We start from the raw sequence: 22,156 nt of genomic DNA on the forward strand, positions 1-22,156 counted from the left end.
GAGGCCTATGCCCGCGCTGAACCGCATTTGACAGTTGCGAGCGCATGGAGGCTCCTGTATCGAACGCCCTCCCCCGCCGACGTGATTTGCGTCGACGACCGGATGGCCCGGTGGCGGAGTGGTGACGCAGCGGACTGCAAATCCGTGCACCCCGGTTCGATTCCGGGCCGGGCCTCCACCATTTTTCAAGCACTTAGCTCCTTTGACGATCGACCAGTTTGCAGGTCGGTTTGCGGAATTCGTTCTTGGTTCAGCCCCTAGCGAGGCGTTCGTTGATCCGCTTGGCCGTCGCTTCGGCGATCGCGCCACGGTCGGCCTAGAGCATCGGCCCGGTGAGTTGAATCGAATGTGATCGGGCTTGGGATTCCCAAGTTGATTGAAGCGTGAGTCCATTGCGGCCTGTTTTGGGAGGTGGCGATGGGCAAGGCTCGGTCGGAGGATTTGCGTGAGCGGGTGGTCGATGCGGTGGCGTCGGGGATGTCACGTCGGCAGGCGGCCGCGCGGTTTCAGGTAAGCGCGGCCTCCGCGGTTCGCTGGGTTTCGCTGAAGGCGGAGACGGGCGGCGTGGCCCAGCGTCCGCGTGGCGGTCGGAGCCGGTCGCCGCTGGAACCGCACGCGGTCTGGCTGCTGGAGTTAAACGAGGCCGAGAATGACCTGACCCTGGCCCAAATCGGTCAGCGGTTGCAGGACGAGCGGGGGCTGTCGATCACCGAAACCTCGATTCGGCGGTTCTTCAAGCGGCGGCGGATCAGCTTCAAAAAAACCCTGCACGCCAGCGAGCAGACGCGGCCCGACGTGGCCGAGGCGCGCGCCTTGTGGAAAGCCAACCAACTCAGCCTTGATCCGCGCCGCCTGGTCTTCATCGACGAGACGGGGACCAACACCAAGATGGTCCGGCGCTACGGCCGCGCCCCCCGGGGCCGCCGCGCGCTCGGCCGCCAGCCGTTCGGGCACTGGAAGACCACGACCTTCACCGCCGGACTGCGCTGCGACGGCCCGACCGCGCCCTTCGTGCCGGACGGCCCAATGAACCGCGAAGCCTTCCTAGTCTACATCGACAAAGTGCTGGGGCCGTCGCTCAGCCCCGGCGACATCGTCGTCATGGACAACCTGCCGGCCCACAAGGGCGACCAGGTCCGCACCCTGATCGAGGCCAGGCACGCCCGGCTGATGTTCCTGCCGCCCTACTCACCAGATCTGAACCCCATCGAGCTCGCCTTCGCCAAGCTGAAGACCCTGCTGCGAAGCGCCGCCGAGACCACCGTCAGCGGCCTCTGGAACCGCATCGGCGACGGCCTGAAAGCCTTCACGCCAACAGAATGCGCCAACTACTTCCGCCATGACGGATATGCATCAACTTAAACGCCGAATGCTCTAGCTTGCCGGCTTTTGAGAGCGGGATCGCTGATCAGCTGCCTCAAGATCCGCGACAATACTTTTCACCACTCTTGCGGCTCCAGCACGCGAAAGATGGGTCGCATCTAGGTAAAGAAGGCCCTCTGAGCCGACAGCCTGACACCATCGCGGACCGCACAGCATTGCCCAAGGCCGGATGATAGGGATGTCATACCCGGCGGATGCCGCTCGGAGGAAAGACAGCACCTCCGCCTCGACGGAGCCATTCCGTATTTCGAAGCGGCTACAAGGGCTCTGGTCCAGATGATTGAATTTCGCCACAGCCAGGCAACCGACCAGATTTTTTCCAGGAAACGGGGTTTGGGCGACGATGATTACCCTCACGCCCCGGCCCTCAAGGGTCTCAATTACCTGATGTAAGCTTCGCGTAGCTTCCGCCAAGGAATCTTGAACACTGGGCATTCCGCTGCCGTGGCCAAAACGAAGCTCGCCAGACGTTATCGCGTCCCACCTGGCAGCAAGGATCACGGTCGACCCGGGCCTCGCGGACGAGACGATTTCCATCGCACGTTCGTTAAAGGCGGGGCATTTTTCCCGAAGCGCGTCCCGTGGAAATAGGTTTTTCGTCAGAATCGGCGGGCAACTCCGCTTCGTTAGCTGCGTAAACTCCCGGCTCCCGCTCAAGCGTTCACGCAACACCGGCGCTAACTGCCCCGCGTGTGAGTCACCCCATAGAATGACATGCGACCTACCCTCGTCGGCACGGATCCGCCGAAAACATTCATCGGGCGAGGCCCCCGATCTCTCAGCCACCAGACAAGGGGACGCCATCATGGCCTCGCGCTCAGTGTAATACGCCTTGATGCCCGCAGCCTCCAAAGGTCGCCGAAATGGAGCGCCTTCGCTCACATAGAAGAATGAACCGAGTAAGGCGGCGATGATGCTCGCCGTAAAGGCAAAGATGAAAGACAACTTCATGGGGCGGCCTTCAGGCGAAATGGCTGTTCGATGAACCGCCAAGACAAAAAGCCAACTAGAATAGAGGCGACCACAATCATGGCGGACGTCAATCCGCTGATTTCTCTAAGTGTAATATACTCGATATATACAATAATCGGCCAATGCCATATGTAGGTCGAATAAGATATTTTCCCCATAAACACTAACGGCGCGGACGACAATAGCTTTCCTACAAACGTATCCGCCCCCACCCCGATTAGGATCGCCGTGCACACGGTTGGCAAAATGGCGGCACACCCAGGAAATGGCGTCGCTTCCGAAAATAGGAACACCGACGCGGCTATCCCCAGAAGCGCGACACTAGCCAATATCTCCGAGTATACCCTTTGAACAACTATACCTCCCACGGCCGCCAGAATGCTGCCTAGAAGCAACTCCCACGCGCGGGACGGAAGCATAAAGAACGCAAAATCCGACCAACGCTCCGTCCCAGCCACGGATATGGCGAGCGAAACCGCAGAAAATACGCCGAGAAAAATCAAACGCACGGAACGCGATCTCGACCGCAAGATCCACAGAAGTATCGGCAGAAATAGATAAAACTGCTCTTCGACCCCAAGAGACCAAGTGTGGAGCAATGGCTTCACGGATGAGGCGCTTGAGAAATAACCAGCTTCGGAAAAAAATACGATATTTGACGAAAATAAAGCCACGCCGACCATACTTTTCCCGAGCATTCTCAGGTCATACGGTATCAGCACAAGCCATCCAACGATTGAAACAACGATCAACATTGCAAATAGCGCTGGAAATATGCGCCTAATACGGCGCTCATAGAATTTTGCAATCGAGAACTTATTTGAACCTATATCGGATAGTATAATTTTTGTGATTAGAAAACCAGATATAACAAAGAATATATCAACCCCCACGAACCCACCCTCGAAGCTTGGAACGCGGGCATGGAACAGCAGTATAGGCAATATGGCCAACGATCGAAGACCATCAATATCCGCTCTATATTTCATGCACCGCTCGCGGTTCGTACAGATTTTGAACGGCTAGCATGCATCACGGATTGAAGCCAAGCTCGGAGTTCGCGTCCAATTGAAAGATTGGGCGATCGCCTAGAATGTCGCGGGAAGCTATCGTTTGACCAAAACTTTTATGCGAATTCATAACTTGTGAAGAGCCCTGCGACAGGGCTATCTCCGCGCGTGGGCGGTTTGAAGCCGAGGGACGCGATTTTGGTGAATTTCACTGCCACCGGCCAGCCAGCTCAACAGAATTCGAGACTGCTGACCGTACTCGCGGGGCTCATGCTGGCCGGGGCGATATTCAGTTCGTCGGGCGCGGGCTATTTCGCTTACGTCAATTTCGACCCATCCAAGGCGCTTGGCCGGGTCGGCGAGTCCGGGCCGACCGCGATCATCGGCACGGCCGTCACCGCGCTGAGCATTCTTCTTTCTGGGCTCGCGCTGATGAGAGGCACAATACGCCTAAGCGCCAGCGCGACGATCTCGTGCCTGTTTTGTATCTACGCGGCGACCTCTTTCCTATGGAGCGCCTCAGGCGGGCTGAGCACCAACGCGGCGGCGCTGGGCGCCATCTTCAAAGGCATAGCGATGGTAATCGCGGTTGATTACTGCGTGCGCGTTCTCGGGACAAAAGAGTCCGCGAGAGCGGCCATCATTGGGATATTTATTATCCTTTCCTGTTCACTGATTCTATCCACGCTAGACGGACGATTTCGCACAATTACGGTCAACAGTAATGTTGTTGGTTCCGAACAATACGGTTGGCGAGGAGCATTCGCACACAAGAACCATTTGTCGGGATTTTGCATATCATCATTGCTTCTAGTCTTGTGCCTCAAGCGGTACGCTTCAATTAAATTCATATCATCCGCCTCGATCGCCCTGTCCTTGATACTCATATTCCTATCGAGGGGAAAATCTGGACAATTGACCCTGGTGATGGCCGCACTTGTTGGCTTCGCATACTTTGTGGCGAGAAGAGGCTTCAGACTATCAATGGGTGGAAGCGCCGCGAGTACTGTGATGCTCTTCACGTTGAGCACCATTGCGTTCACGGTAAGTCCGCTCGCTAGCCGTTTCGATTGGACGTTCACGGGTAGAAGTTCAATCTGGCTAGCCTATTTCCGGCTCGGCTTAGACAATCCGATTTTCGGCCACGGCGCTGGCGCATCGGTTACCGCCAACGCGATTTTCGGCTACCTGCGCCAGAATGCCGGCGGCATGACGTCAGCCCACAGCTCAATATTGTCTATCTTCTTTTCATTGGGCCTGGTCGGCGTGGTGATTTTTCTGGGTTGGCTGATCGTTCTCGCCAGAGACGGCATCAATACACGCACACCCGAAGACAGCAGGGTATATTTTGCTCTGGGTGTCTTCGCGGCGATCTTGTACGGGATTTTTGAAGCAAAGGTCTCCCCTCACGCCGGGACGTCGTATGCCGCCCTGACGCTCACCGTCACGGTGTCCGTGCTAAGATATGCCGGCCGCGCCTCACTCCCAGCCACCCAAGCCGTACGTCGGCCGGCGCCGCGACTCTCGTCGCGAAGTGGCCTGAACGCATAGTTGTTCCGGCCGGTTCGCGGCCCATTTAGCGCCTTAGGCAAGCGACGGGTCGGCGAGACGTCCCCATACGCCGTCTGGCTCGAAGGGCGTGTCGGATCCCAGATGTCTCGATCCGACCAAGCACCGGGCAATGACCGGTCGGACTGTTTGTTTCGGCGCCCATCCGGTTGCACCGCGCACACGCGACCTGATAGGGTTGGGTGCGATGCAGCATCCGCCTGGGGGGTGATCGGTCATGAGCTTCGAACGGGCGGGCTTGATCGGCGCGACTGGATTTGTTGGCGGCATCCTGGCGAGGGACCATCGCTTCGCTCGCAACTATTCGTCGCGCAACATCGGCGAGATCGTTGGCGAGACGTTCGACACTCTGATCTGCGCCGGCGCTCCGGCCACCATGTGGCTGGCGAATAACAATCCGGGCGCCGATATGGCGAACCTGGACACCCTCGTCGACCACATGGCCAGCGCGAAGGTTGACCGGCTTGTCTTGATCTCGACCATCGCGGTGCTCGAAGACGCCAGCGCGGGCCTCACAGAAACGAGCGCTCGATATGCTGTCGACAAGGCCTATGGCCGCAACCGGCGGCGGCTTGAGGAGCAGGTCATGGAGCGGTTCAACGCCTATGTGCTGCGCCTCCCGGCGCTGTTTGGGACCGGCCTGAAGAAGAATTTCGTCTTCGACATCATGAACCCACTGCCGTCCTTCGTGGCGTCGGCCAAGCATCAAGCGTTGGAGACCGCCTTTTCCAAAGCCGAACGCGCTTTGCTGCATCGCTACTACAGCCCGGATGAAGCCACCGGCATGTTCAAACTGGATCGGGCGGCGGTTAGCGGCTCAATCGACGAAACGCCGCTAACCAACGCCTTCGCGGCCCAAGACTTCCTCGCGACCAACTTCACGAACAGCGATAGCCGGTTCCAGTACTACGGCGTGAAGAACCTCTTCAGGGACATCAACATCTGCCTCGACAATGACATCCGCGCCCTGAACGTGAGCGTCGAGCCCTGGCGCGCTGGCGACGTGCACCACGCCCTCACCGGCCACGCCTTTCTCAACACCGCGCCGGCCCTGGTGAACGAGGACATGCGAACCGAACACGGCGGGGCCTTCGGGGCGTCGGGACCCTACCTCTACGACCGGGCGACAATCGAGACCGCGTTGATCGACTTCGTGCGGGCGGAGCGCGGGCGCGTCCTGGACCAGGTCGCCGTCTGATGCATCTGGCCATCTCGAATATCGCTTGGCGGCCGGAAGAGCGCGCAGCGGCCTACGATATCATGGCCGAACTTGGCGTTCGCGGACTTGAGATAGCGCCGGGCCTGACGTTCGGTGCCGAGCCCGACGCCTTCGAGCCAGGCGAGGCGGCGGTGCGCGCCCTACGTCGGGATCTGGAACGCTCCGGCCTGGAGCTGGCATCCATGCAGTCCCTGCTGTTCGGCGCTTCGGGCTGCGCCCTCTTCGGGACCGCGGACGAGCGGGCGGCGATCGAACACGCTCTCGGCAGAGCCATTCGGTTGGCCGGTCGCATCGGCGCGCCCAACATCGTCTTCGGGTCGCCCGCCAATCGCATCGTGCCGGACGGCATGGACGAGGCGACCGCGCTGGCGATCGCCGTGCAGGTCTTCGGCCGCCTTGGCGATCTGTGCCTGGAGAGCGGCTGCACCCTGGCGCTAGAGCCCAATCCGGCCGCCTACGGCACCAATTTCATGAACACCATCGGCCAGACCGATGCGGTGGCGGTAGCGGTGGGCCACCCCGCCGTGACGGTGAATTTCGATCTCGGCGCCCTGATCATGAACGGCGAGATCGATGAAGCGGAGCGCTGGTTCGCCCAGTGCGCGCCGCGCGTTTCGCACGTTCACATCAGTGAGCCGCAGCTCGCGCCCGCGCCCACCGCTCCCGCCCGCGTCGCGGCGCTGGAACAGGCCTTCGCCGCGGCGGGCTACAAGGGCTGGTGGTCGGTCGAGATGCGGCAGTCGGCGGAAGATAACCTGCCGATCGTTCGTCGGTCCCTCGAAGCCTGTCTCCATTCGGTCTCTCGCGCCCGGGCGGACGCCTGATGTCGCCGCCCCTCCCCGCCGGCGTCGACGCCTTGATCAGCTTCTGCTTCGTCCAGGAAGGTGACATCGCGGCGGAAATCGAGGCACTGGTGTCCTTCGCCGCCGCTTGCGACACGCGCCTGAAGTACTGGGAAGCGCTCTATGTGGTGAACGAGGGTCGGCGTGAGACGATCGAGGCCGCCGCGTCGCGCCTCGCCCAGGTCCGCAACCTGCGCATCCTTTTCACCAACCGCGATGTCACCTTCTACCGGGCAAGGGTGATCAGCGCTTCGGAGGCGATCGGTGACGTCGTCGTCCTGTCTTCATTCGGCGAGCTTCCCCTATTGGACCTCGTCGGGCTGGCGGAGGAGGCTCTCAAATCGGGCAACACCCTGATCGCCCAGGGCACGGCCCCGGCTTTCTCGCCCGCCCACTGGCTGCTGGATGTCGTCTCGCCCTACCGGATTGATCCGCGCGACCTGAAGACGGTCATCTTTCCCCGGGCTCGCCTGACCGCCGTGCTCGCTCGCCCCACGGCAACGGTTGATCTGCGGTTCCAGCCCAAACGCGGAGCCGGGCGATATGTCCGCCGCGCTTTCAACAGCGCGCCGGCGCGGCGGGTGGGCATGCATCATTTTGAGCTCCTCGCCGAGATCATCTCGACTTCGGCACCGCGCTTTCTCAAGAGCTACGCCCTCATATCGTTGCTCGTGTTTTTCCTGGCGGGGCTCTACGCGGTCTACGCCGTCGCGGTCTACATCCTGAGGGATGACGTCCAGCCCGGCTGGTTTTCAGCCTCGCTCGTCCAAAGCGGGTCGGTCGGCTACATCGCCCTCGGCTTCACCATCGTATCGCTCGGGGTGGCGCGGATCGTCGAGCAGTCGGGGGGCGCCACGGACCGCGCCATCGTCGACGAGATCGGCAACATCAACTTCTTTACCCAGGCCAATCGATTGAACATCGAAGCCCACGACGACGACGAAGATCGGTCCCAATGAACGCACAGACTCACCGATCCGAGATCTCCGCCAACGGCTGGTCAGTTCCCGATTTTCGCGTCGACATCTTCTCCCCGGCGGCGGCGAAGACCGTGGTCCTCGTTCCGGTGATCAACGAAGGGGAGCGGATCCGCGGCCAGCTGCGCGACATGGCCGCCCTGAACCTCGCGGGCCTCATCGACATTGTCGTGGTCGACGGCGGCTCGACCGACGGTTCGCTGGACGAGTCCTTCCTGCGCACGGTCGGGGTTCGCGCCCTGATCACCAAGACCGGACCCGGCAAGCTGTCGGCGCAGCTGCGTTGCGGTTACGCCTGGGCCCTGCTCGAGGGCTATGACGGCCTGATCACCATCGACGGCAACGGCAAGGATGGGGTCGACACCCTGCCCGACTTCGCCCGCGCGCTCGACGAGGGCTACGGCTATGTCCAGGCTTCCCGCTTCATCAAGGGCGGCCACGCCGAGAACACCCCGCTGTCGCGTTTCGTGGCGATCCGGGTGATCCATGCGCCGCTGCTCAGCCTCGGCGCCGGCGTCTGGCTAACCGACACCACCCAAGGATATCGCGCCTATTCCCGCGCCTATCTGATGGACCCTCGGGTGCAGCCGTTCCGCGACACTTTCGTACGCTATGAATTGCTCGCCTATCTGACCGTTCGCGCCTCGCAGCTCGGCTATCGGGTGCGTGAGCTGCCAACGTCGCGAATCTACCCGAAGGGCGAGGCGATCCCCACGAAGATCGCCGGCGTCGGCGCCCTGGTCAATCTGGTGCTCGTCGTCCTGCGCGCGGTCGGTGGCCTGTACAATCCCCCGCGGACCGCAAGCCAATCGGCCGGGGGCTGACCCTGTCCGCCACCGCCGACTTTGACGTTGTCATCATCGGGGGCGGCTTCTTTGGCTGCTGCCTCGCGCTCTTCTTGCGTAGCGTCACCCCGCGGGTGTTGGTCATTGAGGCTGGAGATGGAGTCCTCCAGAGGGCGTCGCGGGTCAACCAGGCCCGGGTTCACACCGGTTTCCATTATCCACGCAGCTTCACCACGGCTTTGCGGTCGCGAATTCTACAGGAGCGCTTCGTCCGCGATTTCGAGGATGCGGTGCTCGACGACTTCGATATGCTTTATGCGATCGCGTCCCGCCGCTCGAAGGTCACCAGTTCGCGGTTTCTGCGGATGTTCCAGAGCATCGACGCGCCCCTGGCCCGGGCGCCGTTGCATTTGCGGGGCCTGTTCGACCCGGGACTCATCGAGGACGCCTTTATCTGCAAGGAATTTGCGTTCGACTGGACCCGCCTGCGCGGCCATCTGCTGGACCGGTTGGACGCCAACGGCGTGTCCGTGCGAACGGCCACCGAGCTGCTGGGCCTATCTTTCAAGGACGGCCAAGCTCTCCTCGCCCTCGGCGACGGTTCGGAGATCAGGGCGGGAACGGCCTTCAATGTCACCTACGCCAATGTGAACCACGTCACCGGCCTTGCCGACCTGCAGCAATTCGCGATGAAGCATGAGCTGGCCGAAGTCGCCCTTGTCGAGCCGCCGTCCGAGCTTAAGCGCCTCGGCGTAACCGTCATGGACGGGCCGTTCTTCTCCGCCATGCCCTATCCCTCCGAGGGCGACCTCTATTCCCTGACCCACGTGCGCTACACACCGCACTTCAGCTGGACCGAAAGCCCGGGAGACCCTTCTCCCTACGCTGTCGCGGCCGGCCTGCCCAAGGAAAGTCGCTGGCGCTATATGGCCAAGGACGCGCAGCGCTACATGCCTTGCCTGGGCGCCGTCACCCACAGAAAGTCGCTGTTCGACGTCAAGACCTTGCTGGTTAAAAACGAGCGCGACGACGGGCGACCGATCCTCCTGCATCGCCATGCGGACGCGCCTGCGCTGATCTCGGTGATGGGCGGCAAGATCGACAACATCTACGACCTGTTCGAAGCCCTGCCCGAGCTGGATCCGCGATGGGCGGACGCCAACGCCGACCTGGTGCTGAAATGATCGCTCAAGCCCTCTGCCTTTTCCGGGCCCGGCAGGTTCGCTATCTGGCGGTGACCGTACTCGGCTTCGCGGTCGATTTCGGCGTCAGCCTGACGTTGATCCACATGCTCACCCTATCGCCCGCGGCGGCGGCGGCGGTCGGCTTCTGCGCGGCGCTGGCGCTAAACTACTTCCTGTTCGAACTCTGGGCATTCGCCGGCGATGAGGCTCGCGCCGGCCTTTCCGTCCGGCGCTTCGCCCTCACCATCCTCGCGGCCCTGGTGGCCCTGGCCGCTCGGGTCTCGGTGATCCTGGCCCTCGGGCGCGTTCTCCCGGCGCTGCCGATGCGGGAGGCCATCCTGCTGGTGATGGGGGCCGGAGCCTCGGTGACGGTCAATTTTCTATTGGTTTCGAGACTATTCAGAAGAAAATCGGTGTGAGACGCTACGGCAACCGCATTCTCTGAGCTGACTTCGCCCGTCATCGCATTTAGTTCGACTTGTCGGACGTCGAGAACGCCACCGTGCGCTGGAGGCGCATGCGTGATACTCGACAGCCGGACGTATCGCGGCTTGAATGGATAGCTAGCCAGCGGCCGGCCGACGTGTAGCCGATCGGCCAATGCTCCCCAAACTCACCATCTCCGCTCCCAGCAAGGCCGCCATGGGGATGAACACGATATACAGCGTCACCCAGTTGATATGCGGGTGGATCATCGAGTGGCGAATGGCCAAGAAGAACCACGACAAGCTGCCGGCAAGAGCAAACAGCGTGGCCCAGGCCAGAGCACGAAGACGCGCCGTGGCCCAGCTATCGTCCTCTTTTCTCAATATTGAAAACGCACCGAGTCCCAGGAGCGCCAATAGCGCCGCATTGACTGGGGCATTGTACATTCCAAAGGTGAATATGCCGTGCCTCACGATATTCTTAAGCGTTGGCAGCGCGTCACTTCTGATGCCCGTGTCCGAACCTATGGAGGAATAGGTGGCGGGGATTATCAGCGCGTCGATCCCGGCTTTCCATGCTCCGAACAGGGCGGTCGCCTTGGCCACATGGAAAAATGCCGCAATGCCAAATCCAGCGATCGCCGCGACACCTATAATAGCCGAGCGAACAAACACCCGCTTCCAGGCATTCGAAAGCCGGCCACCCGCGTCCAAGGTGTCATAATAGACAATCGGAATCGCGGCGCTGAGGGCTACTGTGCTTATATATTCATAGCCCGTGAGGCACTTAATGGCCATAAGCACAGCGACCATGGCCGCAAGCAATCCAAAGCGCGAATACGACGTAGCTTTTGGGTAAAGCCAAAGCATGGCCAGAAATGGAAGGAAGCACAAATATATCTGCCAATATCCACTAGCCGCTCTTTCGAGCATCAAGGGGGCAAAAAAAGCCGAGGTGGCGACTATAGCATGAAATACACTATATCGTTTCCAGACCCACAAAAACAACAACGCAACAACAGCACTCATGCCGAGCATCGCGCCTATGTGGGCGGCCAATAAGCTTACACGACCGTTGTTCCAGTGTGAAAACCCCTTGAACGCATCGTACTGCAGGCCAAAATGAGAAATGAACGGGTAACGTGTCCGTGACGAATTTGGCCCATCGATAGCCTTTACTGTCGCGATATGGACGTCCAGGTCGCGAACCGCCATGAATCCACCGATGTCGCGATCTCCTAGTCGCCCATCCTCGGCAAAGGCATCAGCAATCAGCTTCTCGGAACTGATATCTGGTCGGCTTACCGCTCTTTCGGCGTGAAACGGCAAATGCGGCGTGCGACCATTGCCGGTAATGATCACCCAGCTGGACATACAGAGCAAATAGATCAGAGCGATCGGCAGTATCGCAAACCACCGCTCCGACAGTCGAGCCGCCACCATATCTTCCCCCAATTTGCGCCGTTTCTGTTAGCACGGCTCTTGCCCCTTCTCAAGAAACCCGCTACTGACGCAAATTAGAGACAACAGTCACCGAACCGACCGCTGATTGAGGCGATACAGGGCGCGAGGGACCGCCCTCAGTTGACGGCCTTCTCGGTTTCTAGGCTCATGTTAAAATCCCGGGGGAGGCAACAGTGGCTGGGGCCAGCATACGACGTCTTGCGCGCCGCGCGGGCATACTCGTCGAACGCGCCACCATCTTGACCGTCCCCGCCGCTCGGCTGATCAAGGAGTTGGCCAGGCGAGAGACCGGGCTGATCCTGGATATCGGAGCCAACGACGGCGGCTACGGCCGGGAAATCTACGGCGCGGGCTACGACGGCGAGATGATCTCTTTCGAGCCGCTGCCCGATGCGCGACAGGCCCTCTTGCTGGCGACCGCTAGTCGCAACGGATGGACCATGGCCCCCGCCGTCGCCCTGTCCGACTCAGATGGCGTCGTCACGTTCCATGAGGCCGGCAACAGCGCCAGCAGCTCGCTTATGACGATGAACGAAACCCACGTGAATGCGGCCCCCGAAAGCGCCATTTGCCGGACGTTTGAAGTCGCCACGGCGCGCCTGGACGCTCTCGCCGAGGTGCTTGGCTGCAACCGACCGCACTTCATGAAAATCGATACGCAAGGGGCTGAAAGTCTCGTGCTGGCCGGTGCGACCAAGACCCTCCAGCATGCGGTGGGCATCCAGGTCGAGATGTCGCTCCAGACGCTCTATGACGGACAAACACTCTGGCGCGCGATGGATGACCAACTGACGGGACTTGGCTTTGAGCTCTGGGACATGATCCCCGGCTTCAGACACCGCCAGACGGGTCAGATGATGCAATTTGACGGCGTGTACTTCAGGTCCCAGGCAACCGCCTAGCGGCTAGGACATTGCCGATCCGAACTCCGTTCGCGCCATTTTGAGATGACGGCGACGGCGCCGCCGCTCGCCAGTCAAGCCCAACCGAACGGCCATGACGAGAGTCTCAATGGGCAGTTGAGCGAGTCGCCGCCGGACGAAACCCCGCACCGTCCCTTGCCCGCCACCGCCAAGGTTCAATTCAACCTAGAACTCTCGCCATGGCTGGAGGAAAAAAGGCGATCGCGCCAACTGTAACGCAGCGAGACGGAGGCTAGAATCTAAGCTAAATGGCGATCGAGGAAGGTCGTTTCTTCACCTGTCCAATGGGCGCTGGCGTGAAAACATCACTTACGCCATAAAACGCGTCGATGCGGTCATGCGAAGGGTCTATCCGGAACCGTTCGCCAGTGCGGGATAGCTGACACAGAAAGCATCTAATGGTGGTGAGGAAACTTCGCCTCGCCACAACCCGACTTTGACCTACGGCGTAAATCCATCTTTCCAAAAGATTAACTTGCAAAGATCAGATGAGCCCCTCCTCGCACACAGACAATTCAAAGCAGGCCGCCGATCCCGATCGGATGCTTGTACTGGGCGTTCCGGTCAGCATAGTAAACTTGGACTCCGCAGCCGGTATAATTTCCAGCTGGGCCAAAGCGGGCGCCAGCAAGGTGGTATTCGTGAGAGATGTGGCAAGTCTCGTATTGGCGTCGGAAAGCCCGCCGCTCCTTGCACTGCACCATTCTGCGAACCTCATAGTACCGGATGGCGCGCCCCTGGCCGTGGTCGGGCGGCAGCGGGGTCACGGCGAGAAAATTGGCCAGGTTCCAGGCGCCGATCTGATGGAGACCCTTTGCCGCAGCCCATCAGGGCTCAGGCATTACTTCTATGGGGGGAAGTCGGGGATCCCAGACCGCGTCGCCCGACATTTCGAGGAAGCAAATCCGAAAATTCAGATCTCGGGCTATTTCAGCCCGCCGATGAGAGATCTCGGTCCGGATTTCGAACTGAGCACCGAAATTCTCGATGAGCTTGACGCGATTCGGCGAACAACCCCCGACATCATATGGGTCGGGATCTCGAGCCCCAAGCAGGAACACCTCATGTCACGTCTCGCGCCCTTGCTCGGCCGGGGCGTCTTCATCGGGGTTGGCGCCGCTTTCGACTTTCACTCGGGAGCCGTGAAGCGGGCGCCGCGATGGCTGCGCGTGATGGGGCTTGAATGGCTGCACAGGTTGACGAGTGAGCCTCGGCGCCTTTGGTATCGTTATCTTGTATTGGCGCCCCGGTTTGTCGCGAAAGTTGCAGCCGAGAGTTTGAGGGCCAAATGATCATGCGCGCCCAATCGATAGCCGCTACTTCCGCCCACAACTCCGTCCCTGGCAAGCCGTAATGACGCCGACCTAGCGCGACGCGTATTCTATTGCTCCCTTAATGGGGGAACAATACGTTGGCGTTTTACATTGTCGTCGTGAGAGTTGGGCTTCGGTGCGCGCGATACGCTGCACTGACCCGCAACAAAGCTCTCCACCTATGCCGATCTTCGCGCCGATGCACGAATGATGAGCACGCCACCCCGTCATCTTTTTTTCTTCTCGCAAATGCGAAATGCAGTTTTCTCTAAACGAATAGCCGATTATAAGGCCGAAAGTCACGATCGGTGGGGATTGGCTATTCATGAAAACGGCATTGGTTCTGGGAGCTGGTGGCTTTATCGGGGGCCATCTAGTCAAGCGCCTGAAGCGGGACGGCTTCTGGGTGCGGGGGGTCGACCTCAAGTTCAACGAGCATGCTGAGACGGAGGCCGACGATTTCGTCATCGCCGACCTGCGTGATCCGCATGTGGTCCGCGGCGTCGTCGATCGCCGCTTTGACGAAGTCTACCAACTTGCCGCCGACATGGGCGGCGCCGGCTACATCTTCACCGGCGCCCACGACGCCGACATCATGCACAACTCCGCGACCATCAATCTGAACGTCGCGGACGCCTGCATGAAGCGCACCATCAAGCGCACCTTCTATTCCTCGTCGGCCTGCATGTATCCGGCTTACAATCAGGAAGACCCGGACAACCCCAACTGCGCCGAAGACAGCGCCTATCCGGCCGCGCCTGACAGCGAATATGGTTGGGAGAAGCTCTTCAGCGAGCGGCTGTTCCTCGCCTATAATCGCAACCACGGCGCCCAGAATCGCGTCGCCCGCTATCACAACATCTTCGGCCCAGAAGGCACCTGGGACGGCGGCAAGGAAAAGGCTCCGGCCGCCGTCTGCCGCAAGGTGGCGCGCGCCGCCAATGACGGGTCGATCGAGATCTGGGGCGACGGCGAGCAGACCCGCTCGTTCCTGTTCGTCGATGAATGCGTCGAGGGCACCACGCGCCTGCTGCGTTCCGACTTCGAGGGTCCGGTCAACATCGGCTCGGATGAGATGGTGACCATCAACCAGTTGGTCGGCCTCGTCGCCGACATCGCCGGCAAGAAGATTCACATCGAGCACATCCCGGGCCCGCTGGGGGTTCGCGGGCGCAACTCCGACAACCGCCTGATCAAGGAGCGCCTCGGTTGGGCGCCCAGCCAACCCTTGATCAAGGGCCTGGAGACCACCTACAACTGGATCGAACAGCAGATCCGCCGCAACGCGGCGTAAGTGGCGAGCGGGGCGCCCTCCTAGCCACCCTTAGGTGGATGGGTCTGCAGCTGCGGCGCCGCAGTGGTTGCGGCGCCCCGTTTCCTCTCATCGAGAGAGCGCGGCCTGCCGGCCAAGCGATCCATGGTTTTGGCGGGAGCGGGTAAGTGACGAGCAGTATGGCAAGTGTCGCCGTCGTGTTGGCATGCTTCAACCGGCGGGAGTTGACGCTTCGCTGCCTGGAAAGCCTGCAGGCGCAGACGACCGATAGCCTGAAGTTCACCGTCTACCTCTTCGATGACGGCAGCACCGATGGGACGTCGGAAGCCGTGTCCGACCTGTTTCCCGAGGTTCGCATCCTCAAGGGCGACGGCAACGCTTATTGGGGCGGGGGCATGTTCGCGGCGATGACCGCCGCCTTGAACGGGGAGTTCGACTTCCTCCTTTGGCTCAATGACGACGTCCGCCTCACGCCGACCGCGGTCCAAAGCGCGCTCGACGCCTACCAGGAAGCCCTGGCGACCGACCCGGCGAGCATGCACGTCATCATTGGCCCGGTTAACGACCCCGACACCGGGGAGTGCAGCTATACTGGATTCCGCCGCCTGAGCACCTGGCACCCGGCCAAGCTGGGGCCCATTCCGCCGCAACCGGGCAAGCTCACGCCGTGCGACACCATGAACGGCAATTTCGTCCTCTATCCTGAGCCGCTTGTCCGCAAACTCGGCACGGTGGACACCCGTCTTGTCCAGCAGATGGGAGACATCGACTATGGCTACCGATCGGTGAAGGCCGGCGCCAAGCTTTGGATCGCCCCTGTCGCGGTGGGCACCTGCGCCCGCGGCGAGCGGCCGAAGCGTTGGCATTTCAAGGATACGCCGCTGCCGAAGCGGCTGAAAATCCTCAACTCGGTGCTCGGTTACCCGCCGAAGCCCTGGACACATTTCATGTGGAAGCATGGCGGGGCAGCGGCCGTGGCGGCTTTCTGGCTGAAGTACCTGCGCGAACTTCGCCTGGCCCTCTTCCCGCGCGAGCGGCATGAGTAGTCTCCTCAGGCGCGGCCTAACCGGCCTGGCCTGGAACTTGGGCGGCAACCTCGCCCGAGTGGCTTTACAGTTTGGCGTCGGGGTTCTTCTGGCCCGATTGCTCGGGCCCGGCCCTTTCGGGGCCGTGGCCATCGTCTGGCTACTGATGAGTTTCGGCAACCTGCTGGCCGATGCCGGTTTCGGCGCCGCTCTGGTTCAGAAGCGCGAACTGGACAGCCACGACATCGATACCGCCTTCACCCTGCAATTCCTTCTGGGCGGTGTGCTGACCGTTTCAGTATTCCTGCTGGCCTCGGTGATCGCCGCCTACTTCAAGGAGCCACAGGCGGCCGACCTCATTCGGGTCTCCTCCATGCTGTTCGTGATCCGCGCCGCCTCGCAGAGCAATACGGCCCTGCTAAACCGCGAGATGAACTTCAAGGTCACCCAGGGCCTGAGTATCGGCTCCTATGTGCTCGGCTTCGCCATCGTCGGAACCGGCGGCGCCATACTGGGCTGGGGCGCCTGGAGCCTGATCGCCGCCCAGCTGGCGCAAGCTACCTCCTATACGCTGGTCACGGCGATCTTCGTGCGTCGCATGCCGCGGCTGTCGTTCCATGGCGACTTCCTCCACATGCTGCGCTTCGGCAGTCCGGTCGCCGGGGCCAATCTGCTGAGCTGGCTGATCATGAATATCGACAGCATCGTCATCGGCCGCCTATTCGGGCCGATCTGGCTAGGCCTCTACAACCGCGCCTTCAATTTGATCAATACGCCGGTGAACACACTTTCGGCCAGCATGCAGCCCGTGCTGTTCAGCGGTGTCTCGCGCGGGCAAGGGGCGCCCGACCGGGTCGCCAACGCCTTCCTCGCCGCGACTCAAGGCGTCGCCTTCCTGACCTTCCCTATGCTGGCCTGCGTCGCGGCCGTCTCCACTCCGGTGATCCTCGGGGTCTACGGGGCGCAGTGGGTGGAGGCCGCCGTCGTGCTGCGGCCGCTGGCCGTGGGTCTGATGGTCCACATGGTCTTGGCCCAGATCGGCCCCGTGCTTTCGGGCGTAGGGCAGCCGATGCGCGAGTTCCGGGCGCAGCTGCTGTCGGCCATGGTTGGCGTGCCGCTGGTGCTGCTGGGCGCGCAGGTCTCGCCCGTGATGGTCGCCTGGTCGGTCGTCGCTGCCTATATCGTGCGCTTCGGGTTCCTGCTCTGGCAGTTGCAGCGGGCGATCGGGTTGTCGCCCTTGCGAGTCCTAGCCACCTTGTGGCCGCCTGCGGCCTGCGCCTTCCTGGCGGCCGGCCTGCTCGCGGGGGTCGAGCACGTGCTGCCGACCACAGGAGCAACCGCCATCGTGCGCCTCATCGGCCTGATAGCGTGCGCCGGGGTCTTCGTCGCCATCGCCCTGGCCATTTTCTACGGAAGCTTCGCCAAGGGCCCCTTGATGACCATCGTCGCCCGCAGCGACAAGCTGCCCCAGCCCCTGCGCAGACTGCTGCGTCTGGGGCCTATCGCCAGCACGACCGGAGAGCAACCTTGAGCAAGTGGCATCGAATTCTGCTTGAGGTCGATACGTTCATCGCGCGGCGCCGCCTGATGGCGAAGCGCAGTATCGTGGGGCGAGGTCTTCGGGTCTTCGGCCAACCGATCATCGCCGCGCCGGCGGGCGCCCAGATCACCTTAGGCGACCGGATTGTGCTGACGAGCAAGAGCACGGCCACGGCGCTGGGCGTTCGCGCCACCATCATCCTGCGTTGCTTGAACTCGACCGCGACGATCGAGATCGACGATGACACGGGGATGAGCGGCACGGCCATCTGCGCGGCCAAATCGGTGCGTATTGGCAAGCGCTGCCTCATCGGCGCCGATTGCATGATTTTTGATACCGACTTCCACAATCTGGAAATCGAAGCCGGCGGGCAGCCGCGACGCTATTCCGCCCCGCGCTGGGACGAAATCAGCCAGCCGGTGGTGATCGGCGACGACGTCTTCCTGGGCGCCCGGGTGATCGTCGGCAAGGGCGTGACGATCGGCTCGGGAACAATCGTCGCCGCGGGCAGCGTTGTCTCGCGCGACCTGCCGCCGAACTGTGTCGCGGCCGGCGTCCCGGCCAAGCCCGTCCGAGATCTCGCGGCGCCCGCCGAATGAGGGTCGTCCTTTCCGGCCCAACCCTGACAAGCGCATTGCGGGTTGCGCTTTGTCTCAAGCTTGAAGGCGCCCCGGCCGGGTCCGCCCAGACACCGATAGCGCCGCTGGCCGCTGGACTACGCAAGCTCGGCCACCAGGTGACGGTGATCAGCCTCGACGCCAATATCGACGAGCCAGTCACCTTCGAGGAAGACGGCGTCGTCGTGACCTATTGCCCGGTGCGGGCCGAGCCGCGCTATCGCGCCCGGAACCGTTCGCTTGACCTATTCGAGAAGGAGATCGTCCACCTCGAATCCGCCATGCGCCAAGCCAAGCCGGATATCGTGCACGCCCACTGGACCTACGAGTTCGCCGAGGCCGCCGTGCGGACGCGCCTACCGCACCTGGTGACCATGCACGATCTCGGCTGGGACTATTTCTGGCTCTACCGGGACGCCTATAGGTTCATGCGCGTGATAATGAAGTACCGGACGATGGTGCGGGTGAAGCACCTGACGGTCGTAGCTCCGTTCATGGCTTCCAAAGCAAAGCAGTATGGCTATTTCGGCCGGGTGGACGTCGTGCCGAACGGTGTGGCGGTGCCACCCTACAATGCCGCCCTGGTCGACGCTCGCTCGGTGGATGCGCCAGTCATCGCCTCGGTCGGCAATTCGGAGCGGATCAAGAATATTCAGCGCAGTGTCGAAGCCTTCCGGTTGCTACGAGCGGAAAGGCCGCAGGCACAGTTGCATCTATTCGGTCCGGGGCTCGACGAGGCATACGCGGCCGGCGAACCGGGTGTCTTCGGCCATGGGCCCGTTGATCATCAGTCGCTGATGGCTTTCCTGGCCGATAAGACGACCTTGCTGATACACCCCTCCCTTTTGGAGACCTTCGGGGTCATCATCGCCGAGGCCAAGGGACGAGGCGTGCCCGTCGTGGCGGGGGAAAATTCGGGCGGCGTGGCGTATGCCTGCGGTGACAACGGCGGCGCGATGACGGTCGATGTTCGCTCCCCGGAAGCGATCGCCGAAGCGGCGTTGAGCCTCGTCGGCAATAAGCAAACCTATAATCGCGCCAGCCGCCTCGCCTTTGATGACGCCGCCGAACGGTTCTCCAACGAGGCCATCGCCGCCAAATATTCATCCCTCTACGCCAGGATTGTCGGCTAGCGTTGATCTTGGCCTTAATAGGAAATTCAGGTGAAACAAGTCGGCGTTTTTCATCCAGGCACCCAGCATTCCTGGCACACCGCGCACGCCTTCCATGAAGCGAACCGCCTCGCCTGGTATACAACCTCGATCTTCTACCGCCCTCAGGCCCCGCTATACCGTCAGCTGTCCAAGTTGCCCGGCGCGATCCGCACACCGCTGGAGCGCGAATTGGTGCGCCGCAGCTTCTCTCCGCTGAACGACGCCAAGGTGGTCGAGTTCGGCGGCCTTGAGTTGGCTGAAATTCTTGCTCGCCGGCTCAAATGGCGCACGATCGAGCAGGCCTGTAACGCCGCCGGCAATGCACAGTTCGAGCGGAACGTCAGCCGCTTGGCGAAGAAGACGAAGACGCCCGTCGTGCTCGGCTACAATACTTCGTCGCGCGCGGTGTTCGAGAACACCGACAGCGGCGTACTCAGGGTTCTCGATCAGACCATCGGCCACCCACAGGCCGAACACGAGGCGCTGCTGGCCGAGTATGAGAAGGGTCCCGCTTTCTTCCACACCCGGCCAGACAAGCAGCAGGGCAAGTGGCTGGAGGATCAGTTGGCCGAGCACGACAGCGCTGACCTCATCCTCGCCGGCTCGGACTTCTGCGCCAAAACCCTCATCGCCAAGGGCGTGCCCGCCAGCAAGATCCAGGTGGTCGGCTATGGCTATGACGGCGGGCTCCACACAACGGTGTCGGGAGAGCGCAAGGCGGACGCGCCGCTGAGGTGCCTGTTCGCCGGCACCCTCGCCGCCCGCAAGGGCGCGCGCTATCTGCTGGAGGCCTTCGCGGGTATTCCGGCGGACTTGGCGACGCTGACAGTGCTCGGCCGCGTCGACATACCCGACAAGGTCCGCGCCCTGTATCAGGACAAAATGACCCTGATTGCCCAACGCCCGAAGCATGAAGTCGCTGAGCTGATGTCGGACTACGATGTCATCGTTCTGCCGACCTTATTTGAGGGAAGCGCCCTTGTGCTCTACGAAGGGATAGGAAGCGGCCTAGCGCTTATCCACACCGCGGCCAGCGGCCACCCTGACTACGGCAACGGCGTCCAACTGGCCGACTTGGATGTGGAGGGTTTGCGCGCGGCGATCGTCGCCCTGGCGGAGGACCCCGATCGTCTCGCCGGCTACAAGGAACGATCTCGAGCGCTACGCTCGGGCTTGACCTGGGATGAATATCGTTCGCGGCTGAGGGACGTCATCGACGCCGCAGATCAGCACTGACAGGCCCACATGATCTCTGACGCCGTTCGCGGATGAACGACGCCCGCGCGGGCTTCGTTTATCCGAAACCGTTTGGCAAAGCGCTGCGGACCGCGGCCTCAGGAAGCCAGCGCGGCCCTTACACCCTCGCAGAACCTCTCGGCCATCATCTCGATAGTAAAGTCACCCCTGGCCTTCTCGCCACCATGAACCAATCGAAGACGATATTCGTCGTCCAAAATAACCCTCTCAACCGCTCCAGCATACGCCGCTACATCGTCTCCATCATCCACGATGATTCCATTTTCACAATTTATTAAATAGTCAATTTCGGGGCTATGATAATCTATGTTTGTCGTGACTATGGGGATGCCGTAAGCAAAGGCATCCAGAATTCCCAGGCCGACCAGTCCCGGCATCAGCATCACCTTGGCGGCGCTCGCTAACAGCGTCTTCTCGGCTCCGAATTTTGGACCGACATAGTGGATCCACGGATGGCTCTTCGCCGCCTCTGTGGCGACATTCGCCTCCACGCCAGATCCCACGATGACCAGCTGAAAGTCAGGCACATTGGAGCGCAGCAAAATGGCCGCCTCTATGAGGAACGGCAGCCGCTTTTGCTCGTACAGCCCGCCGATGAAAATGCCGACGTTGGAGGATCCGGAAAATCTCGAAGTCCGCAACGCGTGGACTTGCGCGGGGGCCAAGGACGACACCTCTTCGGAAATCGCCTTTGTGTCGATGGAGTTATTGAATACCGTGATATTTGATGAGGGGAATCCAGATTCCTTGACAATATTGGCGGCCCTATTCGTATACGCGAACCACCAATCCACCTTGTCTATCCAAAATTTTTTGAATAACTCCTCGAAGCTCTTGTCGTTTTTTGCCTGGAAATTTTTTCCATGGCCAAAGAACGCCACCTTTCGGCCAAGCAGTTTACGAGTGACGATCAGGGAGTAGTTGCTTAGAATTTTACTTTCCTGCCCTACGATTATCAGACTGAAACCTCGATCCTTCGGCAGCGACTGCCACACATACTCGGACTTTCCCCAGTAACGCGCTGGCACCTTTTCTGCCCAGTCGAGCGATGCTAGGTCCCCCTTTGCCGCCTCACGCGGGGTAGGATCGCTGTAAGCGAGCCGGTATATTATACCGCTATCCGCCAGGATTGCGCGAACACGCTCATGGAATGGGACTCGGTAGTGTGTGAGTATCCTAGTTAGGAATAGGACTTCCTTTACCGACATCAGATCCTCGTCCAAA

20 protein-coding genes and 1 tRNA gene are annotated in these 22,156 nt (G+C 61.1%); 17 read left to right on the forward strand and 4 right to left on the reverse strand.

All coding sequences use genetic code 11. From position 1 onward, the window contains the following. Window positions 1–104 precede the first annotated feature (104 nt). Window positions 105–178: transfer RNA gene (locus AC1RNC_RS09440), tRNA-Cys, on the forward strand. Between the two features lie 239 nt (window positions 179–417). Further along, the gene (locus tag AC1RNC_RS09445; RefSeq protein WP_492885666.1) at window positions 418–1,362 is read left to right on the forward strand and encodes an IS630 family transposase; all 945 of its coding nucleotides are present in this window, start codon (window positions 418–420) and stop codon (window positions 1,360–1,362) included. A gap of 12 nt (window positions 1,363–1,374) precedes the next feature. Here AC1RNC_RS09445 and AC1RNC_RS09450 read toward each other — a convergent pair whose 3' ends face one another. Next, window positions 1,375–2,334 carry an SGNH hydrolase domain-containing protein gene (locus tag AC1RNC_RS09450; protein WP_492885668.1) on the reverse strand — a complete coding sequence of 320 codons (960 nt, stop codon included), beginning with the start codon at window positions 2,332–2,334 and terminating at the stop codon, window positions 1,375–1,377. Continuing rightward, window positions 2,331–3,344, reverse strand: a complete 1,014-nt coding sequence (locus AC1RNC_RS09455; RefSeq protein WP_492885670.1) for an acyltransferase family protein — start codon at window positions 3,342–3,344, stop codon at window positions 2,331–2,333. The genes AC1RNC_RS09450 and AC1RNC_RS09455 overlap by 4 nt, the downstream gene beginning before the upstream one ends. Window positions 3,345–3,566: 222 nt before the next feature. Between AC1RNC_RS09455 and AC1RNC_RS09460 the strand changes: the two genes are divergently transcribed. From AC1RNC_RS09460 to AC1RNC_RS09490, 7 genes are all read left to right on the forward strand, one after another. After that, window positions 3,567–4,916 carry an O-antigen ligase family protein gene (locus AC1RNC_RS09460; protein ID WP_492885672.1) on the forward strand — a complete coding sequence of 450 codons (1,350 nt, stop codon included), beginning with the start codon at window positions 3,567–3,569 and terminating at the stop codon, window positions 4,914–4,916. 235 nt (window positions 4,917–5,151) lie between these two features. Then, entirely contained in the window at window positions 5,152–6,132 is a 981-nt protein-coding gene (locus AC1RNC_RS09465) for an NAD-dependent epimerase/dehydratase family protein (protein ID WP_492885674.1), read from the forward strand. Continuing rightward, window positions 6,132–6,977: a sugar phosphate isomerase/epimerase family protein gene (locus AC1RNC_RS09470; RefSeq protein WP_492885676.1), complete on the forward strand. Its 846-nt coding sequence runs from the start codon at window positions 6,132–6,134 to the stop codon at window positions 6,975–6,977. The genes AC1RNC_RS09465 and AC1RNC_RS09470 overlap by 1 nt, the downstream gene beginning before the upstream one ends. Continuing rightward, window positions 6,977–7,954, forward strand: a complete 978-nt coding sequence (locus tag AC1RNC_RS09475; RefSeq protein WP_492885678.1) for a hypothetical protein — start codon at window positions 6,977–6,979, stop codon at window positions 7,952–7,954. The genes AC1RNC_RS09470 and AC1RNC_RS09475 overlap by 1 nt, the downstream gene beginning before the upstream one ends. Beyond that, window positions 7,951–8,796: a glycosyltransferase family 2 protein gene (locus tag AC1RNC_RS09480; protein ID WP_492885680.1), complete on the forward strand. Its 846-nt coding sequence runs from the start codon at window positions 7,951–7,953 to the stop codon at window positions 8,794–8,796. Before AC1RNC_RS09475 ends, AC1RNC_RS09480 begins: the two co-directional genes overlap by 4 nt. A 35-nt stretch (window positions 8,797–8,831) precedes the next feature. Then, window positions 8,832–9,941 (forward strand): FAD-dependent oxidoreductase, encoded by a 1,110-nt coding sequence (locus tag AC1RNC_RS09485; protein WP_492886554.1) that lies wholly within the window; start codon window positions 8,832–8,834, stop codon window positions 9,939–9,941. Continuing rightward, window positions 9,938–10,360, forward strand: coding sequence for a GtrA family protein (locus AC1RNC_RS09490; RefSeq protein WP_492885682.1), 423 nt, complete (start codon window positions 9,938–9,940; stop codon window positions 10,358–10,360). Before AC1RNC_RS09485 ends, AC1RNC_RS09490 begins: the two co-directional genes overlap by 4 nt. A 144-nt stretch (window positions 10,361–10,504) precedes the next feature. Here AC1RNC_RS09490 and AC1RNC_RS09495 read toward each other — a convergent pair whose 3' ends face one another. Continuing rightward, on the reverse strand, window positions 10,505–11,806 hold the full coding sequence (locus AC1RNC_RS09495) for a hypothetical protein (protein ID WP_492885684.1): 1,302 nt from the start codon (window positions 11,804–11,806) through the stop codon (window positions 10,505–10,507). A gap of 197 nt (window positions 11,807–12,003) precedes the next feature. Here AC1RNC_RS09495 and AC1RNC_RS09500 point away from each other — a divergent pair, with 197 nt between their 5' ends. The 8 genes from AC1RNC_RS09500 (at window position 12,004) to AC1RNC_RS09535 (ending at window position 20,911) form a co-directional block, all read left to right on the forward strand. Next, complete coding sequence (locus AC1RNC_RS09500; RefSeq protein WP_492885686.1) at window positions 12,004–12,732, forward strand: FkbM family methyltransferase; 729 nt, start codon at window positions 12,004–12,006, stop codon at window positions 12,730–12,732. A 509-nt stretch (window positions 12,733–13,241) separates the two neighbouring features. Further along, window positions 13,242–14,045, forward strand: a complete 804-nt coding sequence (locus AC1RNC_RS09505; RefSeq protein ID WP_492885688.1) for a WecB/TagA/CpsF family glycosyltransferase — start codon at window positions 13,242–13,244, stop codon at window positions 14,043–14,045. Window positions 14,046–14,391: 346 nt separating this feature from the next. Continuing rightward, window positions 14,392–15,360, forward strand: coding sequence for an NAD-dependent epimerase/dehydratase family protein (locus tag AC1RNC_RS09510; RefSeq protein ID WP_492885690.1), 969 nt, complete (start codon window positions 14,392–14,394; stop codon window positions 15,358–15,360). Window positions 15,361–15,506: 146 nt separating this feature from the next. Continuing rightward, a complete protein-coding gene (locus tag AC1RNC_RS09515) occupies window positions 15,507–16,385 on the forward strand; it encodes a glycosyltransferase family 2 protein (RefSeq protein WP_492885692.1) in 879 nt (292 codons plus the stop codon). After that, window positions 16,378–17,895 carry a lipopolysaccharide biosynthesis protein gene (locus AC1RNC_RS09520; protein ID WP_492885694.1) on the forward strand — a complete coding sequence of 506 codons (1,518 nt, stop codon included), beginning with the start codon at window positions 16,378–16,380 and terminating at the stop codon, window positions 17,893–17,895. The genes AC1RNC_RS09515 and AC1RNC_RS09520 overlap by 8 nt, the downstream gene beginning before the upstream one ends. Further along, the gene (locus AC1RNC_RS09525; protein WP_492885696.1) at window positions 17,892–18,503 is read left to right on the forward strand and encodes an acyltransferase; all 612 of its coding nucleotides are present in this window, start codon (window positions 17,892–17,894) and stop codon (window positions 18,501–18,503) included. The genes AC1RNC_RS09520 and AC1RNC_RS09525 overlap by 4 nt, the downstream gene beginning before the upstream one ends. Beyond that, window positions 18,500–19,654 (forward strand): glycosyltransferase family 4 protein, encoded by a 1,155-nt coding sequence (locus AC1RNC_RS09530; RefSeq protein WP_492885698.1) that lies wholly within the window; start codon window positions 18,500–18,502, stop codon window positions 19,652–19,654. Before AC1RNC_RS09525 ends, AC1RNC_RS09530 begins: the two co-directional genes overlap by 4 nt. Before the next feature lie 30 nt (window positions 19,655–19,684). Further along, window positions 19,685–20,911 (forward strand): glycosyltransferase family 4 protein, encoded by a 1,227-nt coding sequence (locus tag AC1RNC_RS09535; protein WP_492885700.1) that lies wholly within the window; start codon window positions 19,685–19,687, stop codon window positions 20,909–20,911. Between the two features lie 98 nt (window positions 20,912–21,009). Here AC1RNC_RS09535 and AC1RNC_RS09540 read toward each other — a convergent pair whose 3' ends face one another. Continuing rightward, entirely contained in the window at window positions 21,010–22,155 is a 1,146-nt protein-coding gene (locus tag AC1RNC_RS09540) for a glycosyltransferase family 4 protein (RefSeq protein ID WP_492885702.1), read from the reverse strand. Window position 22,156 lies beyond the last annotated feature (1 nt).

The sequence above is a fragment of the Caulobacter sp. GW822-FHT01G02 genome (genome assembly GCF_058802865.1).